Raw genomic sequence first — 18,812 nt, 5'->3', positions numbered from 1 at the left:
CGCCAACCTTCAGGCCTGGCCCCGCCGGGCATAAACGTATAACGGAAGCCTTTGTGATATGAGCTGGCTAGACAAAATTGTGCCCTCGATGGGGCGAATCCAGCGTAAAGACCGCCGTGCCAGCGTGCCCGACGGTCTTTGGCGCAAGTGCCCCAAGTGCGACGCCGTCCTGTATCTGCCCGAGCTTGAAAAGCTCCACAGCGTGTGTCCCAAGTGCGACCATCATCTGCGCCTCACCGCGCGCAAGCGGCTGGACTGGTTTCTGGACGAGGACGACCGTGAAGAGCTTGCCACCGAGGTGCAGCCGGTTGACCGGCTGAAGTTCCGCGACTCCAAGAAATACCGCGACCGCCTGAACGCGGCGCAGAAAACCACCGGCGAGAAAGACGCGCTGATCGCCATGCGCGGCCGGCTGGACGGTCTGCCGGTAGTCGCCGTGGCGTTTGAGTTCACTTTCATGGGCGGTTCCATGGGGGCCGTGGTCGGCGAGAAGTTTGCCCGCGCGGCGACGCTTGCCCGCGAAGAAGGCCTGCCGCTGATCTGCTTTGCCGCCTCCGGCGGGGCGCGGATGCAGGAGGCGCTGTTCTCGCTGATGCAGATGGCCAAGACCTCGGCGGCGCTCGAGCGCCTCAAAGAGGCCGGCGTGCCGTACATTTCGGTGCTCACCGATCCGGTCTTCGGCGGCGTCTCGGCCTCGCTTGCCATGCTGGGTGACCTGAACGTCGCCGAGCCCAACGCCCTGATCGGCTTTGCCGGCCCCCGGGTCATCGAGCAGACCGTGCGCGAAACCCTGCCCGAAGGCTTCCAGCGCAGCGAATTTTTGCTCGAGCACGGCGCGGTGGACATGATTGTACACCGTCACGACATGCGCACCCGGCTGGCCGGCATGCTGCGCAAGCTGACGCACCAGCCCGCCTCTCAGGCGCAGCCCGACGAAGGCGCGCCCGCGCCGGTAGCGCCGCCGGTGGGTAGCGAAGGTGACGAAGAAGTTCTCACCGACGAGGCGCCGGCCGACAGCGCCGCAGGCGCGACCGAGGCCAATGATGAGGCAGAGCGCGCGGATACGCGTCCGGCCGCAGAGCCCGAGGAGGCCGCCGCCGAGGGTCAAGCCGCCGACGCTTCGCGTCGCGAGGCGGACGGCGCGGCGCCTGACGCGGCCGAAACGCCTGACGACAGCGGCAACAGCGACGACAACGGCGATAAGCCCCGGGATGCCTGACGCCCTGCCGCCGTCGCCGTCCGCTCCGCTTGCCGAGTGGCTTGCCTGGTGGGAGCGGCTGCACCCCACCGGCATCGACATGGGGCTGGGGCGCGTAAGCGAAGTGGCCGCGCGCCTGGGACTGGTGAAGCGCGGCCGCTTGGCGGGGAGTTATCCGCCGCAGGTGATTACCGTTGCCGGCACCAACGGCAAGGGCTCGACCGCGGCCATACTGGCAAGCCTCGCGCACGGCCACGGTCGGCGAGTGGGGAGCTATACCTCGCCGCATCTGGTGCGCTATAACGAGCGCGTCATCATCGACGGCGAGCCGGCAAGCGACGCCCAGCTGGTAGCGGGCTTTGTCGAGGTGGAAAAGGCGCGCGCCGCCGCGCCCGAGATCAGCCTGACCTATTTTGAAGCCGGCACCCTCTGCGCCCTGTGGTGCCTTTTGCATGCCGGGCTTGACCTGCTGGTGCTGGAGGTGGGGCTCGGCGGCCGGCTGGACGCGGTGAACATCATCGATGCCGACGTCGCCGTGGTCACCACGATTGCCCGGGACCACGCCGGCTTTCTGGGAAACGACATCGCGCATATTGGCCGGGAGAAGGCCGGTATCTTTCGCCCCGGGCGCCCGGCGGTGCTGGGCAGCGACGCCCTGCCGGCAAGCGTCGAAGAGGTCGCCGCCGAGCAGCGAGCGCCGACATATGCACTGGGCAAGGCGTTTTCCCGCACGTCGATGGCCGCCGACGGCTGGGCGTTTCACCGCGACGCAGGGCCGTCGCTTGAGGCCCTGCCCGACCCTGGCCTGCCGCTGGACAACGCCGCCACCGCGCTACAGGCGCTGGCGCTTGTCGGCGTCGACCTTGACCCGGCCGCGGTCCGCCAGGCCCTGGAGCAGGTCAGCCTGCCCGGGCGTATGCAGTGGCACGGCCGGTGGTGCCTGGACGTGGGCCATAACCCCCACGCCGCCGCCTACGTCGCCGGCCGCCTGGCCGCGCGGGCAGCGCCGGGGCGGCGCTGGTGCCTTTTGGGCATGCTCGACGACAAGGACGCCGCCGGCGTGATTGCGGCGCTTGCGCCCGCCATCAGCGACTGGGTGTGCGTCGGCCTTGACGGCCCTCGGGGGCGTGATGCCCAGGCGCTGGCGGCGGACGTCGTGGGTGAGGGCGGGCGAGTGCGCCACTGCGCGGCGTCGCCCGAAGCCGGCGCCGACTGGCTCGACGAGCGGCTGACCGACGACGATATCGTGCTCGTTGCCGGCTCGTTTTTTACCGTAGGCGCGCTGCTGGCCACGCCACGTTTTGGCGGCAGCGCCTGAGCGCCGCGCGAGCGGCCCGGCAGGGCCGATCTGCTAGAGGACACACCTATGAAATACGGCAAGACCGAGCGTATCTGCGGCATTGTCATCCTGCTGGCGCTGGCGGCGATCATCGTGCCCTGGCTGATGAGCGAGCCGGCCCCCCGCGACGAGCCGCTCAAGCCCTCCTTCGACGTTGAAAAGCCTGTAGACGTGCCCCGCCACGAGGTGCCGGCGCCGCAAAAGCCGGACTCCATCGACGCTGACAAGGGCGACGAGGGCAGCGTCGCCAACGCCGTGCCGCTCGACAGCGCCACCGGGGAAGCGGACGACAAAACGCCGGAGGCCGGCGAAAAAGCCGTGGCCGAGCCGCCGACGCTAACCGCGGAAGAGCCCGGGGACGATGATGCTCCGGCGGCCGCGGACCGGGCCGAAAGCGGCGATGACAAAAGCGATCCCATTGCCGACATGATGCAGGGCAGCGACGCGCCCAAAGCGGCCGAGGGCGGCGAATGGGCGGTCCAAGTGGGCAGTTTCGGCCAGGCGGAAAACGCCAGCCGGCTGAAAAAAGAGCTCGAAGGGCAGGGCTTTCGCGTTTATACCCGCGCTCGGGACAATGACCTGACCACCGTGCTAGTGGGGCCCTACTCAAGCTCTGACGACGGCGAGCAGGCCCGCTCGCTGATCAAGGAGAAGGCCAACCAGCAGGGGCTGCTGGTCCGGGTGCGTGACTGAGCCGTGGCGCTGACCTGGATCGACGCGCTGTTTCTCGCCGTGCTGGCGTTATCCGTGCTTGCCGGCCTGGTTCGCGGGCTGGTGCGCGAAGCGCTGGGGCTGGCGGTCTGGGTGGCGGCGCTCGTGGCGGCGCGGGCGCTGGCAAAGCCCGTGGCCGAGCTGCTGGCCGGATGGATCGAAAGCTTTGATGCGCGCCTGGTGCTGGGATTTGTGCTGGTAGTGCTCGCCGTGATTCTGCTGGGCGGCATCGTCATCCGCCTGCTGCACGCGGCGATCGAGTGGGCGGGGATGGGCTTTCTCAACCGCCTGGCCGGGGCAGCCTTTGGCCTGGTGCGCGGCGCCGCCATACTGCTGGTGGCAACGATACTGCTGACGCTGACGCCGCTGGAGTCGCTAAACGCCTGGCAGGAAGCCGCGCTGCGCCCGACCTTTGAGCAGCTGCGCGGCTGGGCGCTCGGCCGGCTCGAGCAGTGGGACTTAACGCTGCCCCCGGCGCCGGACTCCCTCAGGGATATTCCGCTGCCGGATTTTCAACGGCGCGAGACGTCCTGACTCGCGCCGGCACGACACCAGCCCGGTCTGCGGCCAGGCGGCCGGTTGGGCGCTCACGAATTCCAATGGCTTACGCCTGCTCGGCAAGTCGCGACAAAACGAGGTAAACACATGTGCGGTATCGTCGGCCTCATGGCCACCCAGGCGGTCAATCAGGCCATTTATGACGCCCTGACGGTGCTCCAGCACCGGGGCCAGGACGCGGCCGGGATGATGACCTGGAGCGAAGGACGCTTTTTGCTGCGCAAGAGCAACGGGCTGGTGCGCGATGTCTTTCATACGCGTCACATGGCAAGGCTCAAGGGTACCCTGGGGATCGGTCACGTGCGCTACCCGACGGCAGGCTCGTCAAGCGAGGCGGAGTCCCAGCCGTTCTACGTCAACTCGCCCTACGGCATTGCCCTGGCGCACAACGGCAACCTGACCAACTCCGACCGGCTCAAGCAGGAGCTGTTTTCCACCGATCTGCGCCACATCAACACCAGCTCCGACTCCGAGGTGCTGCTCAACGTTTTCGCCCACGAGCTGGGCAAGCAGGGGCTGCACCTTGAAGCCGAAGACGTTTTCGACGCCGTGCGCCGGGTACACCGGCGCTGCAACGGCGGCTACGCCGCGGTGGCCATTATCAACGGCGTGGGCATGGTGGCGTTTCGCGACCCCAACGGCATTCGCCCGGTGGTGTTCGGCACGCGCACCGAGGATGGCAAACAGGAGGTCATGGTGGCCTCGGAGTCCGTGGCGCTGGACGTCGGCGGCTTCGCGCTCGAGCGCGATCTGGCGCCCGGCGAGGCGGTGTTCGTGGACATGGAGGGGCAGGTGCATACCCAGGTCTGCGCCGACCGGCCGCGGCTGCGCTCGTGCATTTTCGAGCACGTTTACCTGGCGCGTCCGGACTCGATTCTCGACGGCGCCTACGTCTACGGCACGCGCATGCACATGGGGCGCAAGCTCGGCGATCGGGTGCTGGAGGAATGGCCGGATCACGACATCGACGTGGTCATTCCCATCCCCGATACCTCGCGCACCTCGGCGCTGGAAATGGCCCAGCACCTGGGCGTGACCTACCGCGAAGGCTTCATGAAGAACCGCTACATCGGGCGCACCTTCATCATGCCGGGGCAGACCCAGCGGAAAAAATCCGTGCGCCAGAAGCTCAACGCTATCGACATCGAGTTCAGGGACAAGAACGTGCTGCTGGTGGACGATTCCATCGTGCGCGGCACCACCTGCCAGCAGATTATCCAGATGGCCCGGGACGCCGGCGCGCGCAACGTCTACTTTGCCTCGGCCGCACCGCCGGTGCGCTACCCCAACGTCTACGGCATCGACATGCCCGCGGCCAGCGAGCTGATCGCCCACGGCCGCACCGAGGCCGAAGTCGGCGAGCTGATCGGCGCCGATCGCATCATCTATCAGGATCTGGACGACTTGAAAGCCGCCTGTCGCGAGGTCAATCCGGCGCTTGACGAATTCGACTGCTCGGTATTTGACGGCAACTACGTGACCGGCGACATTGACGAGGCCTACCTGGACGCCCTGGAAGCCAGCCGCCACGACGCCGCCACGAGCGAAAGCGCCGGGGATCACGCGCTGGTCGGCATGCACAACCAGGACGACGATCTGGACGACTGACACGACTTTACCGGGAAGCCGATATGCACGATGATTCATACGCTACGCCGTGGTCGCGGGAAACGCTGGCCATCCGCGCCGGCCACGATCGCACCCTGGAGCAGGAGCACGCCGAGCCGATTTTCCCCACCTCGAGCTTTGTCTATCAAAGCGCGGCCGAGGCGGCGCGCAAGTTCAGCGGTGACGAGCCGGGCAACATCTACTCGCGCTTTACCAACCCTACGGTCAATACCTTTGAGCGTCGTCTGGCGGCCATGGAGGGCGGCGAGCGCTGCGTGGCGACAAGCTCGGGGATGGCGGCGATTCTGTGCACGGCGCTGGCGCTGTTGTCCGCCGGCGATGAAATCGTCGCCTCGCGCTCGCTGTTCGGCTCCACGGTAAGCCTTTTCGACAAGTACCTGGCCAGGTTCGGCATCGTCACCCGCTACGTCGAGCTTTCCGACCTGGACGCCTGGGAGGCGGCGATCACGCCGGCGACTCGGCTGCTGTTTGCCGAAACGCCGTCCAACCCGCTCTCCGAAATCGCCGATATCGCCGCGCTTGCGGCGATGGCCCACCGCCACGACGCCTGGCTTGCCATCGACAACTGCTTTCTGACGCCGGCGCTGCAGCGCCCGCTCGAGCTGGGCGCGGACCTGGTGATTCATTCCGCCACCAAGTATCTGGACGGTCAGGGCCGCGCCGTAGGCGGCGCGGTAGTCGGCGGCCACGACCTGCTGGAAGAAATATTCGGCGCGGTGCGCACCGCCGGCCCCTGCCTGAGCCCGTTCAACGCCTGGATCTTTACCAAGGGGCTGGAAACCCTGGGACTGAGGATGCGGGCCCACTGCGACAACGCTGTACGGCTGGCCGAGTGGCTGAATGCGCACCCGGCGGTGGAGCGCGTCTTCTACAGCGGCCTTGAAAGCCATCCCCAGCACGCCCTGGCCGCGCGCCAGCAGGCCGGTTTCGGCGCGGTGCTGGGCTTTGCCGTCAAGGGCGGGCAAAAGGGGGCCTGGCAGGTAATCGACGCCACCCGGCTGATGTCGATCACCGGCAATCTGGGCGACGTCAAATCCACGATCACGCACCCGGCAAGCACGACCCATGGGCGTCTGTCCGAGCCTCAGATGCAGGCCACGGGGATCACCCCGGGGCTGCTGCGGGTATCGGTGGGGCTCGAAAGCTACGCCGATATTCGTACGGACCTCGCCCGGGGGCTGGACGCGCTGGTAGGGGGGAGCGTCTAGAGGCGAGCGGGCGAGTCGGGTGGCAGCTGGCAGCGGGAGATAATAGAGATGTGGCGAAACACGCGCAGCGGCTGGGGTCGGGTGAGCATTGCGCTGCACTGGCTGAGCGCGCTGGCCATTGTCGGGCTCTTTGCCCTGGGCTGGTGGATGACCGATCTTGGCTACTACGACGCCTGGTATAACAAGGCGCCGTGGCTACACCGCTCGGCGGGCATGCTGCTGCTGCTGGCCACCCTCGGCCGGCTGGCCTGGCGCCTTTTCCAGCCTGCGCCCCGGGGAGAGGGCAGCCGTCTTGAAGCCGTCGCGGCAGGCCTCGGCCACTGGCTTTTGTATCTGGTACTGCTCGGCGTGCTGGTCAGCGGCTATTTGATCTCCACAGCCAAGGGCAGCGGCATCAGCGTGTTCGGCTGGTTTGAAGTGCCGGCCACCGTTTACGGGCTGGCCAATCAGGCAGACACCGCCGGAACCATTCACTGGTATGGCGCTCTTACGTTATTGGCGCTGGCGGCCGGTCATGGCCTGATATCGCTGAAGCACCACTGGGTGGACAAACGCCTGACGCTTGTGCGCATGCTCAGCGCCAAATACGCCAGGCGCCAATAAATACGGTATCCCTCAAGGAGAAAACAGGATGTTGACAGTCGACACGCTCAAGAAGACCGCCACGGCCGCGGCCGTGACCGCCGTGCTGCTGCCGTCGAGCCAGGCCCAGGCGGCTACCTACCAGGTGGATACCGAAGGCCAGCACGCCTTTGTCCAGTTCAAGATCAGCCATCTGGGCTATTCGTACCTGCTCGGCAACTTTGAAACGTTCAGCGGCGAATTCGACTACGATCCGGACAATCTCGACGACGCCTCGGTCGATTTCGAGGTGGAAGTGGCAAGCCTCAACACCAACCACGCCGAGCGCGACCGCCATATTCTCGGCGACGACTTTCTCGACGCCGATGCCTATCCCACGGCGACCTTCGAGTCTACCGGCTTTGCCCCCGACGGCGACGACGCCGGCGTAATCACCGGCGAGCTGACGCTGCACGGCCAAACGCAAACCATCGACATGCCGGTCACCCTGGTAGGCGAGGGCGAAGATCCCTGGGGCGGCTACCGCGCGGGTTTTGAGGGCTCCACTACGCTTGAGCTGGCCGAATTCGGCATCGATATGAGCGAGTTTCCCAAGCCCATGCGCGAGGTCGAGCTGTACGTCACCTTTGAAGGTGTTCGCCAGTAACTCCTCCGACGCCTGAAACGCCACCGCCTTGCCCGAGGCGGTGGCGTTTTACGTTGGGGCAGCGTTTTATCCGATACGTCTTTTATCACGCGGCAGATTTGTCACGGAACAGGTTTGTCAAGAAACGGCTTTATTACGGGAGAAGGGTGTGGCAGAAACGCAGCAGGCAAGGCCAGCGGCGCCGCTGGGCAAACAGCTGTGGCAGCAAACCTGGCCCATGGCCATCGGCGCTCTTTCGCTTTTGGGCTTTCAGCTGGTGGACAGCGCCTTTATCGCCCGGCTGGGCACCGCGCCGCTGGCCGCGCAGTCGTTCACTTTCCCGCTGTCGTTCTTGATCATCGGCGTCCAGGTGGGCATCGGCATTGCCATTGCCGCGCTCATTTCCCGGGCGCTGGGCGCCGGCGAGCGCGAGCGGGCCAGGCGGCTGAGTACCCTGGTGCTGATGGCCGGCAGCGCCATTATCGGCGTGCTGGCCGTGGCGCTGTGGCTGGGCCAGCGGCCCGTTTTCATCGCCCTGGGGGCGGACGACACCGCCCTTGCCTATATTGCCCGCTACTGGCCGGTGCAGCTGCTGGCGGGGTGGTTCGGGGCGCTGGCGTACTTTGCCTACAGCGTGTTTCGCGCTCACGGCAACACCCGGCTGCCCGGCAACATGATGGTTCTCACCAGCCTGGTCAACCTGGCGCTGGACCCGCTGCTGATTTTCGGTGCCGGCCCCTGGAGCGGATTGGGGCTGCCGGGAGCCGCTTTGGCCAGCGTCATCGCTTTCGCCGTCGGAGTGTTCATCACCGCCCGCCGGCTATTTCGCCAGCGCTGGCTGACGCGGCTGGGGCTGGGCGGCGAGACCCGGCGTTCGCTCAGGCCCTTTGTCGGTATCGCCGGCCCGGCCATGGTCAGCCAGCTGATGCCGCCGCTTTCCGCCATGCTGGCGGTGGCGGTCGTCGCTACGCTTGGCGACACCTTCGTCGCCGCCTGGGGGCTTGCCAGCCGTCTGGAGACGCTCTCGCTGATGGCCATACTGGCGCTGACCATGTCGCTGCCGCCCTGGCTCGGGCGCTGCTACGGCGCCGGCGACTGGGGCCAGATCCAGCGGCTGATGCGCCTGGCCTTGAAGGTGGCGGTGGCCTGGCAGCTGGCGCTGGGGCTCGGCATGGCGCTGGCCGCTCACTGGGTCGCGCTGGCGCTTGCCGGCCAGCCCGACGTGCAGCGCGAACTGGCGCTGCTGATCCGCTTTCTGCTGCCGAGCTACGCCGCGCTCGGGGTGTGCATGCTGGTGGTGTCGGCGGGGAATGCGCTGGGCTTTCCGCTGTGGTCGATGCTGATGTCCGGGGTGCGGCTGTTTGTCTGCTATCTGCCCTGTCTGTGGCTGGGGATGCAGCTCGGCGGCTGGATCGGGCTGGCGCTGGGGGCGGCACTGGGCAACGTGCTCGCCGGCCTGGCGGCATGGCAGCTGCTAAGGCGCATGTTGAGAGCATAGCCTTAACAGCTGCCACCCAGCCCGCAGGAGGCCGGTTTACCGGGCGACGGTATCCCACCCGGCCCCAGCATGCCTTCGATCTGTCTCGCCCGGCGCAGCCGGCCTCCTGCAAAAGCTTTTGTATCAAGCCGTTAGGGGAGGGTTAGATGTTACCGCTGCGGCGCTGCTGAAACGCGAAGTAGACAAACAGCGCCGCCATGGCCAGATAGCCGATGACGAAGTCCGGGGCGGCGCTGAACGCCATTTTGGAGGCGTGCATCAGCCCCACAAAGGAGAAGCCCGCGGCCAGCACGGCGAAGGCGGCGGCCCGGCGGAACTGGTGGTCGATAACCGACACCGCCATGGCGCCGAGAAAAATCGCCATGAACATCGACCCCTGGCCCATGGCCTCGATGGCGCCGGAAATGCCGCTGACCACGTCGCCGGCGTCGCGATTGAAGCGCGTCATCAGGTAGTTGGCAAAGTAGGGCAGCATGGCAAGGGCCACCGCCGGATAGTAGCGGGTGTCGTTGGACTGGAAGGCCGTGGCGATCATCGAGACCCCGACAAACACCAGGATCGGAGCTACCACCGAGACCGGAATGATCGCTGCCAGCGCGGCAATCAGGCCGAACATGGTAGCAAGTGCATACACCGCGCCGTTGAGCAGGCTGTAGCCGCGCCCGGCGCCCATCCATTTGGCGCCGACGGTGGCGATGTACACCGTGGTCGGGAAGACCCCGCCGAACAGCGCGCCGATCACGGTGCCGATCCCGTCCACGGCCTGGCACTCGCGCACGTCGTACTTGTCGCCGGCGGCCTCCATGGCCTCGACGTTGTTCATGGTTTCGATGGCGTTATAAAGCGTGATGGGCAGCACCACGGTGAGGACGCTCAGCATGCCGGTGGCCAGCAGCCCCAGGCCGTCAAACCAGGCAAGACTGGGCAGCAGCGGATAAAAGCCGATGTAGGTAAAGGCGTCGCTGAACTTGCCGTCGTCGGTGGCGCCGATCAGGTAGGCCAGAAGCGTGCCCAGTATGATCGCAAACAGCGAGGTGGGAATGCGCAAGGGCATGCTCACCCGGGCGACCAGCCCGACGATGATCAGCGCCAGCACCACCAGCCCCACCACCGGGACTTCCAGCGTCTTGAACAGCATTTCGCCGGCGATGAAGGTCAGCGCCACCCCGGCCACCGCGCCGAGCATGGCTGCCCGGGGCAAGTGATACTGCACCCAGCGGCCCACCAGGCTGATGGCCGCCTCGATAGCGCCGCTGATCAAGCACGCCGCCACGGCGACCTGCCAGGCAAGCTCGGCGTCGCCGGTGAGCTGCTTGGCCGGCAGCAGCACGCCGAACAGGAAGACAAACATCACCGGGGTAGAGATGCCGTAGGACAGCGCGGTGACGTCGGTGCGGTTTTCCCGCCGGGCAAGGCGCGCGGCGGTAAAGGCGTAGTAGAAGTTGCCGACCATCACCGCCACGGCGGCGCCGGGCAGCACCTGGCCATAGACGATGGAAGTGGGAAAACCCATGCCCAGCATGGAAATGGCGATGACCACGAAGTTGGCGATGTTGTTCTGAAACAGCGCAAAAAACGCGTCGGTGTCTTCTTTCTTGTACCAGGGATAGGAAAGGTGGGAGCCGGCAGCCGCCATGGTAAGCCTCTTGATAGCGCTTTGGATTGAGCGTCACGCGGCGGGTGCTGACTGATCGGTCAGGCGCTGCGTGAACGCGGGACGCCGCGCGGGCGCCCCAGGGCTCTGGCGGCGAAGCCGCGGATTGTACACGCTATTGGCGGCTTTTTCAGCAAGACGCCCGGCCGTGCGGGGCGGTCAGTCGTCGACCTTGACGCCGTTGACCACGGCAATGGCCCGGGTGATGTAGGGCAGGTTCTCCCGGGAGAAGCCGGCCACGTTGGCGCGCCCCGAGCGCACCATGTAGATGCCGAACTCGTCGCGCAGGCGGTCAACCTGATCCGGCGTGAGGCCGGTATAGGAGAACATGCCGCGCTGCTCGCCGACGCAGGCGTATTTTTCTGCCAGGCCGTAAGGATCGAGCGCCTTGACAAATTCCTGGCGCAGCGTGTTGACCCGGTCGCGCATCTCGGTGAGCTCATCGCGCCAGACGGCGGCAAGCTCAGGGTCGTGGAGGATTTCGCTGACAATGGCGCCGCCGTGGGCCGGCGGGTTGGAGTAGTTCTCCCGGGCAACAACGGCAAACTGCGAGCGGACGTTTTCCATCTGCTCGGCGTTCTTGGCCACGGCGATCAGACAGCCGGTACGCTCGTTGTAGATGCCGAAGTTCTTCGAGCAGGAGCTGGTGATGAGCACCTCGTCGAGCTGCTCGGCAAACAGGCGCACGCCGTAGGCGTCTTCGTCGAGCCCCTGGCCAAAGCCCTGGTAGGCAAAGTCGATCAGCGGCAGCAGGCGGCGCTCGCGCACCACCTCGAGCAGGGTTCGCCACTGCTCGGCGGAAAGGTCAAAGCCGGTGGGGTTGTGGCAGCAGGCGTGGAGCACCACGACGTCGCCTTCGGGAATCTTGTTGAAGGCGGCCAGCATGCCGTCGAAGTCTAGGCGGTTGTCGGCGTCCACGTAGGGATACTTGTGCAGGGCAATGCCCGCGGCGGTGAAGAGGCCGTGGTGGTTGGGCCAGGTCGGGTCGCTCACCCAGATGCCCCTGCCCGGCAGCTCGCCGGCGATGAAGTCCGCCGCCAGGCGCAGCGCGCCGGTGCCGCCGGGGGACTGGGTGGCGCTGGCGCGGCCGGCTTCCAGCACCGGGGAGTCGGCGCCCAGCACCAGCGGCAGCACGGCGTCGCCGTAGGCCGGCGAGCCGTGGGAGCCGATGTAGGTCTTGGTGGACTCATTCTTGAGCAGGCGAGCCTCGGCTTCCTTGACCGCTCGCATGACCGGCGTGTTGCCTTCGGCGTCGCGGTAGACGCCGACGCCCAGATCGACCTTTTGCGGGTTGGTGTCTTCCTTGAACGCTTGGATCAGCCCGAGAATGGCATCGCCGGGGACTCGCTCAATACGCTCGAACATGGATCAGGCTACCTCGTTGTCTGGCGGCTAGTATGTGAAGTGGCTTTGGCGTAGACAACGTCCGCAGGCGTCGCCGCTTACGCCAAAGCGCGAACCTCTGTGGACCCGTCATCATGCCATTCCAGCGCCGGGTCTGCCACTGCGGGCCCATCGCCGCGCCTTATATTCCTTTAAGGAATCAATTATTAATTATTTATTTCTTTTTGCGATTCTAGAAGTTCGCTATGGTGTCGCTGACTGCCTTATCTTCCACTGTTGACGCCCTGCAGCGCCCGGTCGTCAACGGCCTGCCATGACTGACCGAGGTGCCGTGTGGCTTTGCTAGAACGTATTTCCCGACAGCCGTCAGGCAGCGTCAGCCTGGTGGGCGCCGGCCCGGGCGATCCGGAGCTTCTGACGCTAAAGGCGTACAAGCGGCTGGTGAATGCCGATATCGTTCTCCATGATCGCCTGGTGAGCCAGGAAGTGCTGGCTCTTGTCCCCGCCGGGGCTCGCAAGCTCTACGTCGGCAAGGCGTGTTCCCACCACAGCGTGCCCCAGGAGAGCATCAACCAGGCGCTGGCCGAATGGGCATTGGAAGGACGCGCCGTGGTGCGGCTGAAAGGCGGCGATCCGTTTATCTTCGGCCGCGGCGGCGAGGAGCTGGAGGCGCTGGTAGCCCGGGGTATACCGGTCGAGGTGATTCCCGGCATTACCGCCGCTTCAGGCTGTGCCAGCTACGCCGGCATTCCGCTGACCCACCGCGATTATGCCCAGTCGGTGCGGCTGGTCACCGGGCACTTGCAAAGCGGCCGTTGCGAGCTTGATTGGACCTCGCTTGCCCGTCCGGGGCAAACTCTGGTGTTCTATATGGGCCTTGGCACTTTGGAAACCATCTGCGCGGCGCTGCGAGCTCACGGGCTTTCAGCAACGACGCCGCTGGCGCTGGTGTCCCAGGGCACCACCCGGGATCAAACGGTGCATGTCGGCCGCCTTGAGGCGCTGCCCGAGGGGTATCTGGCGGGTGTCGTCAAGTCGCCGACGCTGTTGATTATCGGCGAGGTGGTAGGGTTGAATCGCACGCTTGGCTGGTTTGATGCCGAAAGCGGGCGCGCCGGCGGTTTTCTCCCGGGGCAGGAATCGGCGCCGCTGTGCTCAGCGCCACTGCTGCCTTCCTTTGGGTAGCCAGGCGCGCCTCGGCGTGTATGCTGTTAAGGTAGGATACTTTCGGCACTGGCCGTTTATGGCGCCATCGTGTCAACCAGCCACGGTAACTCAACATTCAGCACGCTTTCTTGACCGCGTCAACGCGAAGGGGACTCCATCATGGCAGACGACAATCGCCCAGAAGATAACCGTCCGGAAGATAAAAGCACGAAAGACAAGCGTCCGGAAGGCAGTCAGCCGGAAAACAGCAAGCAGGAAGGCACCAAGCCGGAAAATGCCCGGGGCAGCAAGGGTGGCGGTAACGGTAACGGCGGTCGAGGCACGCCGCCCGGACGCGGCAGCACGCCCAAGCCGTCGGCGGGCGCGCTGATGAAGGACAACCGCGTCAAGGCGATTGCCGGTATTGCCGCCATTGCCGTGGTCTGGGCGATCATTGCCCAGTCCAGCGCCGGCTCCCGGGCGGACCGCATCGAAAATCTGGAAGAAAAGCTGGCCGATACCCAACAGGAAAACCGGCAGCTCAACGACGAGCTTTCCGAACAGCAAAAGGCCGAGCGCAATATTGCCGAGCTGGAAGAGCGCATTGACTCGCTGAAGCAGGAGCAGCAGCAGGCCGAGGCCACGCTTGCCGATACCCGCAGCGAGATCGAAAGCGTCGAGGCCACGCTGAAGGAGCAGCAAAGCGAGCGCGATGAGCAGCAGAAAAAGCTCGACTCCCTCAACCAGAAGGTCCGCGACAGCGAGCAGGAGCTTTCCGAGCTTAGCGAGCAGGAAGAGCAGATCAAATCCGCGCAGCAAGAGGCGGTAGCGGCGCGCGACGAAGCCGAAGAGGCGCGTCAAAAGGCCGAGGAAGCTCGCCAGAAAGCCGAAAAGGCCCGCCAGAAAGCCGAAGACGAGCGCCAGCAGGCCGTCGAGGAGCGCCAGCAGGCGGAAAAGCGTTTGCAAAGCCTGAATGACGACATCGACAGCGCCGAAAGCGAACTGGACGACGTGCGCCAGAAGGTCGCAAGTGCATCTCGGGAGCGTGACGAGCTGACCCAGAAGCGCGACGACATGCGTAAAGACGTCCAGGCCTTGCAGGACGAAGTGGACACCCTGGAAGAGAAGCGCAACAAGCGCACCGAGGAGCTTGAGGATACCCGCAGCCGCCTTCAAGAGCTGACCTCATCGCTTGCCAGCGGCAGCGACAAGCTGAACAGCGTCAACAGCGGCATCAGCGAGCGCCAGGGACAGCTGGAGAGCCTGCAAAAACAGCTGGACCAGTGGCGCGGCGACCTGGGCGCGCTGGAGCAGCGCCTGGCCGACAGCAGCGGCGAGCCCGGCGATCAGCAGAGCGCTGACAAGGCCGACAGGAAGGACAGCGACAAAAAAGGCGCCGATCAAAAAGGCGAGGGGAAAAAGAAGCAGTCAGAACAGTCCAAGAACGTAAGCTTTGAAGCGGCCGGCGGCGATGAGGGTGAAAACGCCGGCAAGGGCAAGAGCGACGGTAAAAAGGACAAGAGCGACAAGGAGGATAAGCAGGGCAAGGACGTCGAGCAGGACCAGGACGCCCAGAAGCAGGAGAAGCAGACGTCCGGCAACAGTCAGGATAAAAGCGACAAGCAGGGCCGGAGCGACAAGCAGGACAAGGAGAAGTCCGGCGACGGTCAGAACAAGAGCGACAACCAGGAAAAAAGCGCCTGAAGCCTTGCTGGCGGTCGTGAACTATCGGCCCTAGGCTAGTTGGCAACCGAGCCGAACGGGTATCTGTCAGCCACAGATACCCGTTTTTTTTATTGCCCGCGGGCACGGCCGGCTGATTTCATGACGCTTTCCGACGCTGACAGGAGTCCGGATGATAGAGGCAATACCCTTTGACGTGGCGCCAAGCACCCTGGCGTTTATCATTCTGGGGCTTACGCTTGGCGCCTTCATGTGGGGCCGTTTGCGTTACGACCTGGTGGCGCTGTGTGCGCTGCTGGCCTCGGTGGCGCTGGGACTGGTGCCCGCCGACGAGGCCTTTACCGGATTCGGCCACCCGGCGGTAATCACCGTCGCGGCGGTGCTGGTGCTCAGCCGTGGCTTTGAGCGCGCCGGCATCGTCAACCTGATTGCCGAACAGGTGCTGAAAGCCGGTAACCGGCTGATTGTGCAGCTGACGGTGCTGGTGGGCACGGTCGTGGTGCTTTCCGGGGTGATGAACAACGTCGGCGCGCTGGCGCTGCTGCTGCCCGTGGCGCTGCGGCTGGCCCGGGAGCACGACACCTCGCCGTCGCTTTTGCTGATGCCGCTGGCGTTCGGCTCGCTGCTGGGTGGGCTGACCACGCTGATCGGCACGCCGCCCAACATCATCATCGCCAGCTATAGGGGCAACCTCACCGGAGAAAACTTCGGCCTGTTCAGCTTCTCCCCGGTCGGCGTGGCGGTGGCGCTGGCCGGGCTTGGGTTCATCGTGCTGGTGGGCTGGCGGCTGACGCCCCGGCGCGCCGGAAAGGCCTCAAGCGCCGACATGTTCGATACCGCAAGCTATCTCGCCGAGCTCAAGGTCAGTGAAGACGCCAGGGCCAACGGCCTGACGCTGCAGCAGCTGCGCCAGGAAATCGACGAGGCGATTCCGGTGCTGGCCGTGGTGCGCGATGACAAGCGCCGCGCCGGCTACGCGTTCTACGGCACCCTCCAGCCCGGCGATATCCTGCTGCTGGAAGCAGCCCCCGAGGAGCTCAAGCTGCTGGAGGACAAGGTCGGGCTGAGCGTGGTCAGCGAGCCGGGCGAGGCAGGAGAAGACAGCGCCGAGGAAGAGAAAAGCTCGGCGTCGGGCAAGAAAGCGACCTCGCGCGGCGTGAATATCGAAGGCCTGCAGCTGGTCGAGGCCGTGGTGCGCAACGACTCGATGATGTCTCACCGCAGCGTGCGCCAGCTGCGCCTGCACCACCAGTTCGGATTGCACCTGGTGGCCGTGGCCCGGGACGGCACCCGGCTCAGGCAGCGCCTGCGCGATATTCGCTTTCAGGCCGGCGACGTGCTGCTGCTTCAGGGCAGCGAAAGGGAAATGAAGGAGAGCCTGGCGACGCTTGGCTGCCTGCCGCTGGCCAACCGCGAGCTGACGTTCGGCCAGCCGCGCAAGATGGCGCTTTCGCTGGGCGTATTTGCCCTGGCCATTGGGGTGATGCTGCTGGACCTCGCGCCGGCAGCGGTAGCGCTTTCGGGCGCGGCGGTGGTTACCCTGCTGGCAGGGGTACTGCCGCTGCGCGACGGCTACCAGGCCCTCGACGGCCCGGTGATCGTGCTGCTGGGGGCGATGCTGCCGGTGGGCAAGGCGCTGGATAGCAGCGGCGGCGCCGAGCTGATCGCCGATGCCCTGTTACAGATCGGCAGCCAGTGGCCGGCGGTGGTGACCCTGACGGGGCTGTTCGTGGTGTCGATGCTGCTTTCCAACGTGGTCAACAACGCTGCGGCGGCGCTGTTGATGGCGCCCATCGGGGCAAGTCTGGCCAACGGCCTGGACGCTTCGCTGGACCCGTTTTTGATGGTCGTGGCGGTGAGCGCGTCCTGCGCCTTTCTGACGCCCATCGGACACCAGTCCAATACGCTGGTGCTGGGGCCGGGGGGGTATCGCTTCGGCGACTACTGGAAGCTGGGGCTGCCGCTTTCGCTTGTGGTGATGGCGGTGGCCATTCCCGTGATTTTATGGCGCTGGCCGCTGTAGGATTGGGGCAAGCAGCGCTCGATCAACAACATCGTCCCACAAAGGAGAAACGTCATGGCGTCGTATATGCTTGCCGTGGATCAGGGCACCACCAGCACCCGGGCGATGCTGTTCGACCGCGACGGTCGGGTGGCCGGCATGGCTCAGCAGGCGTTTACCCAGCACTATCCTCAGGACGGCTGGATCGAGCACGACCCCGAGGAAATCTGGGAGGGGGTGCTTGCCACCTGCCGCGAGGTGCTGGAAACGCTGCCCGCAAGCAGCGCGCTCCTTGAGCAGGTGCCGGGGCTGGGCATTACCAACCAGCGCGAGACCGCGCTTTTGTGGGACCGAACCACCGGCGAGCCGCTGTACAACGCCATCGTGTGGCAGGACCGGCGTACCGCCGAGCACTGTCAGAGCCTGCGCGACGCCGGCCACAACGAGACCGTCCAGGCGCGCACCGGGCTTTTGATCGACCCGTATTTCTCCGCCACCAAGCTTGCCTGGCTTCTGGACAACGTCGACGGTGCCCGCGAGCGTGCCGAGCGCGGCGAGCTGGCCTTCGGCACCGTGGATACCTTCCTTGTCTGGCGGCTGACCGGCGGGCGTCGCCACGTCACCGACGCCACCAACGCCTCGCGCACTGCGCTTTTCAATATCCATGACCAGCAGTGGGACGACGCGCTGCTGGCGCTGTTTGACATTCCCGCCGGCCTGCTTCCCGAGGTGCTGGACTCAAGCGACGATTTCGGCACCGTGGACCCACGCTGGTTTGGCCGCGAGCTGCCCATTGCCGGCGTGGCCGGGGATCAGCAGGCTGCGCTGATCGGCCAGGCTTGCTTCAGTCCGGGCATGGCCAAGAGCACCTACGGCACCGGCTGTTTCATGGTGGTCAACACCGGCGAGGAGCCGGCGCGCTCGCGCAACCGCTTGCTGACCACCGTGGCCTACCGCCTGAACGGCGTGCCCACCTTTGCCATGGAGGGCAGCATCTTCGTTGCCGGCGCCACCATGCAGTGGCTGCGCGACGGGCTCAGGCTGTTTGAGGACGCCGCCGAGACCGAAGCGCTCGCCCGGCGAACCCGCCGCGGCCACAGCGTCTACCTGGTGCCGGCGTTTACCGGGCTGGGCGCGCCGTACTGGGACCCCAAGGCGCGCGGGGCGATTTTCGGCCTGACCCGGGATACCGGTATTGCCGAGATCGTCACCGCCGGGCTGCAGGCGGTGTGCTACCAGACCCGAGATCTGCAGCGCTGCATGCACGACGACATGCGGGCGCCGCCCGGCACGCTGCGGGTGGACGGCGGCATGGTCAGCAACAGCTGGGTCATGCAGTTTCTCGCCGACATGCTGGGCGTGCAGGTGGATCGCCCCGAAGTATTGGAAACCACCGCGCTGGGCGCGGCCTTTCTCGCCGGGCTCAGGCTTGGCTGGTACCAGAGCCTGGAGGAGGTCAGCGAGCTTTGGCGCTGCGAGACAAGCTTTGCGCCGACCATGGCGCAAGAGCAGCGCGAGACGCTCTATCAGGGCTGGCTGGACGCCGTGGCGCGGGTGCGCTCGTCCTGACGCCCGAGCGGCGCGTTTGCCGCGCCGGGGCAGGCGCCACAAAAAAGCCCCGGCGCCAGGGCCGAG

Annotated in this window: 15 protein-coding genes; 13 read left to right on the top strand and 2 right to left on the bottom strand. The window is 65.8% G+C overall.

Going from position 1 to position 18,812, the window contains the following annotated elements:
• Nucleotides 1–58 precede the first annotated feature (58 nt).
• The 9 genes from accD to P1P91_RS09405 all read left to right on the top strand — a co-directional run bounded on the left by accD (nt 59) and on the right by P1P91_RS09405 (nt 9,348).
• Nucleotides 59–1,219, top strand: a complete 1,161-nt coding sequence (accD, locus tag P1P91_RS09445; RefSeq protein WP_311882208.1) for an acetyl-CoA carboxylase, carboxyltransferase subunit beta — start codon at nt 59–61, stop codon at nt 1,217–1,219.
• Complete coding sequence (gene folC, locus P1P91_RS09440; RefSeq protein ID WP_311882206.1) at nt 1,212–2,516, top strand: bifunctional tetrahydrofolate synthase/dihydrofolate synthase; 1,305 nt, start codon at nt 1,212–1,214, stop codon at nt 2,514–2,516. The genes accD and folC overlap by 8 nt, the downstream gene beginning before the upstream one ends.
• Before the next feature lie 48 nt (nt 2,517–2,564).
• Nucleotides 2,565–3,230 (top strand): SPOR domain-containing protein, encoded by a 666-nt coding sequence (locus P1P91_RS09435; RefSeq protein ID WP_311882205.1) that lies wholly within the window; start codon nt 2,565–2,567, stop codon nt 3,228–3,230.
• A 3-nt stretch (nt 3,231–3,233) separates the two neighbouring features.
• Nucleotides 3,234–3,782, top strand: coding sequence for a CvpA family protein (locus tag P1P91_RS09430; RefSeq protein ID WP_311882204.1), 549 nt, complete (start codon nt 3,234–3,236; stop codon nt 3,780–3,782).
• A 111-nt stretch (nt 3,783–3,893) separates the two neighbouring features.
• Nucleotides 3,894–5,414 carry an amidophosphoribosyltransferase gene (gene purF, locus P1P91_RS09425; protein WP_311882203.1) on the top strand — a complete coding sequence of 507 codons (1,521 nt, stop codon included), beginning with the start codon at nt 3,894–3,896 and terminating at the stop codon, nt 5,412–5,414.
• A gap of 23 nt (nt 5,415–5,437) precedes the next feature.
• Complete coding sequence (locus tag P1P91_RS09420) at nt 5,438–6,643, top strand: O-succinylhomoserine sulfhydrylase (protein WP_311882201.1); 1,206 nt, start codon at nt 5,438–5,440, stop codon at nt 6,641–6,643.
• A 48-nt stretch (nt 6,644–6,691) separates the two neighbouring features.
• Nucleotides 6,692–7,246 carry a cytochrome b gene (locus P1P91_RS09415; RefSeq protein WP_311882200.1) on the top strand — a complete coding sequence of 185 codons (555 nt, stop codon included), beginning with the start codon at nt 6,692–6,694 and terminating at the stop codon, nt 7,244–7,246.
• 28 nt (nt 7,247–7,274) lie between these two features.
• Nucleotides 7,275–7,871 (top strand): YceI family protein, encoded by a 597-nt coding sequence (locus P1P91_RS09410; RefSeq protein ID WP_311882198.1) that lies wholly within the window; start codon nt 7,275–7,277, stop codon nt 7,869–7,871.
• Between the two features lie 217 nt (nt 7,872–8,088).
• A complete protein-coding gene (locus P1P91_RS09405; RefSeq protein ID WP_311885763.1) occupies nt 8,089–9,348 on the top strand; it encodes an MATE family efflux transporter in 1,260 nt (419 codons plus the stop codon).
• Nucleotides 9,349–9,490: 142 nt separating this feature from the next.
• On the opposite strand, the gene P1P91_RS09400 is transcribed toward P1P91_RS09405, so the two are convergent.
• Both P1P91_RS09400 and P1P91_RS09395 read right to left on the bottom strand, forming a co-directional pair.
• Entirely contained in the window at nt 9,491–10,984 is a 1,494-nt protein-coding gene (locus P1P91_RS09400; protein ID WP_311882196.1) for an NCS2 family permease, read from the bottom strand.
• A 177-nt stretch (nt 10,985–11,161) separates the two neighbouring features.
• Nucleotides 11,162–12,367: an amino acid aminotransferase gene (locus P1P91_RS09395; protein ID WP_311882195.1), complete on the bottom strand. Its 1,206-nt coding sequence runs from the start codon at nt 12,365–12,367 to the stop codon at nt 11,162–11,164.
• Nucleotides 12,368–12,679: 312 nt separating this feature from the next.
• Here P1P91_RS09395 and cobA point away from each other — a divergent pair, with 312 nt between their 5' ends.
• The 4 genes from cobA (at nt 12,680) to glpK (ending at nt 18,746) form a co-directional block, all read left to right on the top strand.
• On the top strand, nt 12,680–13,531 hold the full coding sequence (gene cobA, locus P1P91_RS09390; protein ID WP_311882193.1) for a uroporphyrinogen-III C-methyltransferase: 852 nt from the start codon (nt 12,680–12,682) through the stop codon (nt 13,529–13,531).
• A gap of 141 nt (nt 13,532–13,672) precedes the next feature.
• On the top strand, nt 13,673–15,196 hold the full coding sequence (locus P1P91_RS09385) for a coiled-coil domain-containing protein (protein ID WP_311882191.1): 1,524 nt from the start codon (nt 13,673–13,675) through the stop codon (nt 15,194–15,196).
• 151 nt (nt 15,197–15,347) lie between these two features.
• Nucleotides 15,348–17,198, top strand: a complete 1,851-nt coding sequence (locus tag P1P91_RS09380) for an SLC13 family permease (protein WP_311882190.1) — start codon at nt 15,348–15,350, stop codon at nt 17,196–17,198.
• Nucleotides 17,199–17,252: 54 nt separating this feature from the next.
• A complete protein-coding gene (glpK, locus tag P1P91_RS09375; protein WP_311882188.1) occupies nt 17,253–18,746 on the top strand; it encodes a glycerol kinase GlpK in 1,494 nt (497 codons plus the stop codon).
• Nucleotides 18,747–18,812: the final 66 nt, after the last annotated feature.

The organism is Halomonas piscis (genome assembly GCF_031886125.1).
Classification (GTDB): Bacteria; Pseudomonadota; Gammaproteobacteria; order Pseudomonadales; family Halomonadaceae; genus Vreelandella; species Vreelandella piscis.
The sequence above is the reverse complement of the archived record's forward strand: the minus strand, read 5'-3'. Positions and strand labels throughout refer to the sequence as shown.

Coding starts and splice junctions, on each gene's coding strand:
- accD (WP_311882208.1), top strand. CDS start 59: ATGAGCTGGCTAGACAAAATTGTGCCCTCGATGGGGCGAATCCAGCGT.
- folC (WP_311882206.1), top strand. CDS start 1,212: ATGCCTGACGCCCTGCCGCCGTCGCCGTCCGCTCCGCTTGCCGAGTGG.
- P1P91_RS09435 (WP_311882205.1), top strand. CDS start 2,565: ATGAAATACGGCAAGACCGAGCGTATCTGCGGCATTGTCATCCTGCTG.
- purF (WP_311882203.1), top strand. CDS start 3,894: ATGTGCGGTATCGTCGGCCTCATGGCCACCCAGGCGGTCAATCAGGCC.
- P1P91_RS09420 (WP_311882201.1), top strand. CDS start 5,438: ATGCACGATGATTCATACGCTACGCCGTGGTCGCGGGAAACGCTGGCC.
- P1P91_RS09415 (WP_311882200.1), top strand. CDS start 6,692: ATGTGGCGAAACACGCGCAGCGGCTGGGGTCGGGTGAGCATTGCGCTG.
- P1P91_RS09410 (WP_311882198.1), top strand. CDS start 7,275: ATGTTGACAGTCGACACGCTCAAGAAGACCGCCACGGCCGCGGCCGTG.
- P1P91_RS09405 (WP_311885763.1), top strand. CDS start 8,089: ATGGCCATCGGCGCTCTTTCGCTTTTGGGCTTTCAGCTGGTGGACAGC.
- P1P91_RS09400 (WP_311882196.1), bottom strand. CDS start 10,984: ATGGCGGCTGCCGGCTCCCACCTTTCCTATCCCTGGTACAAGAAAGAA.
- P1P91_RS09395 (WP_311882195.1), bottom strand. CDS start 12,367: ATGTTCGAGCGTATTGAGCGAGTCCCCGGCGATGCCATTCTCGGGCTG.
- P1P91_RS09385 (WP_311882191.1), top strand. CDS start 13,673: ATGGCAGACGACAATCGCCCAGAAGATAACCGTCCGGAAGATAAAAGC.
- P1P91_RS09380 (WP_311882190.1), top strand. CDS start 15,348: ATGATAGAGGCAATACCCTTTGACGTGGCGCCAAGCACCCTGGCGTTT.
- glpK (WP_311882188.1), top strand. CDS start 17,253: ATGGCGTCGTATATGCTTGCCGTGGATCAGGGCACCACCAGCACCCGG.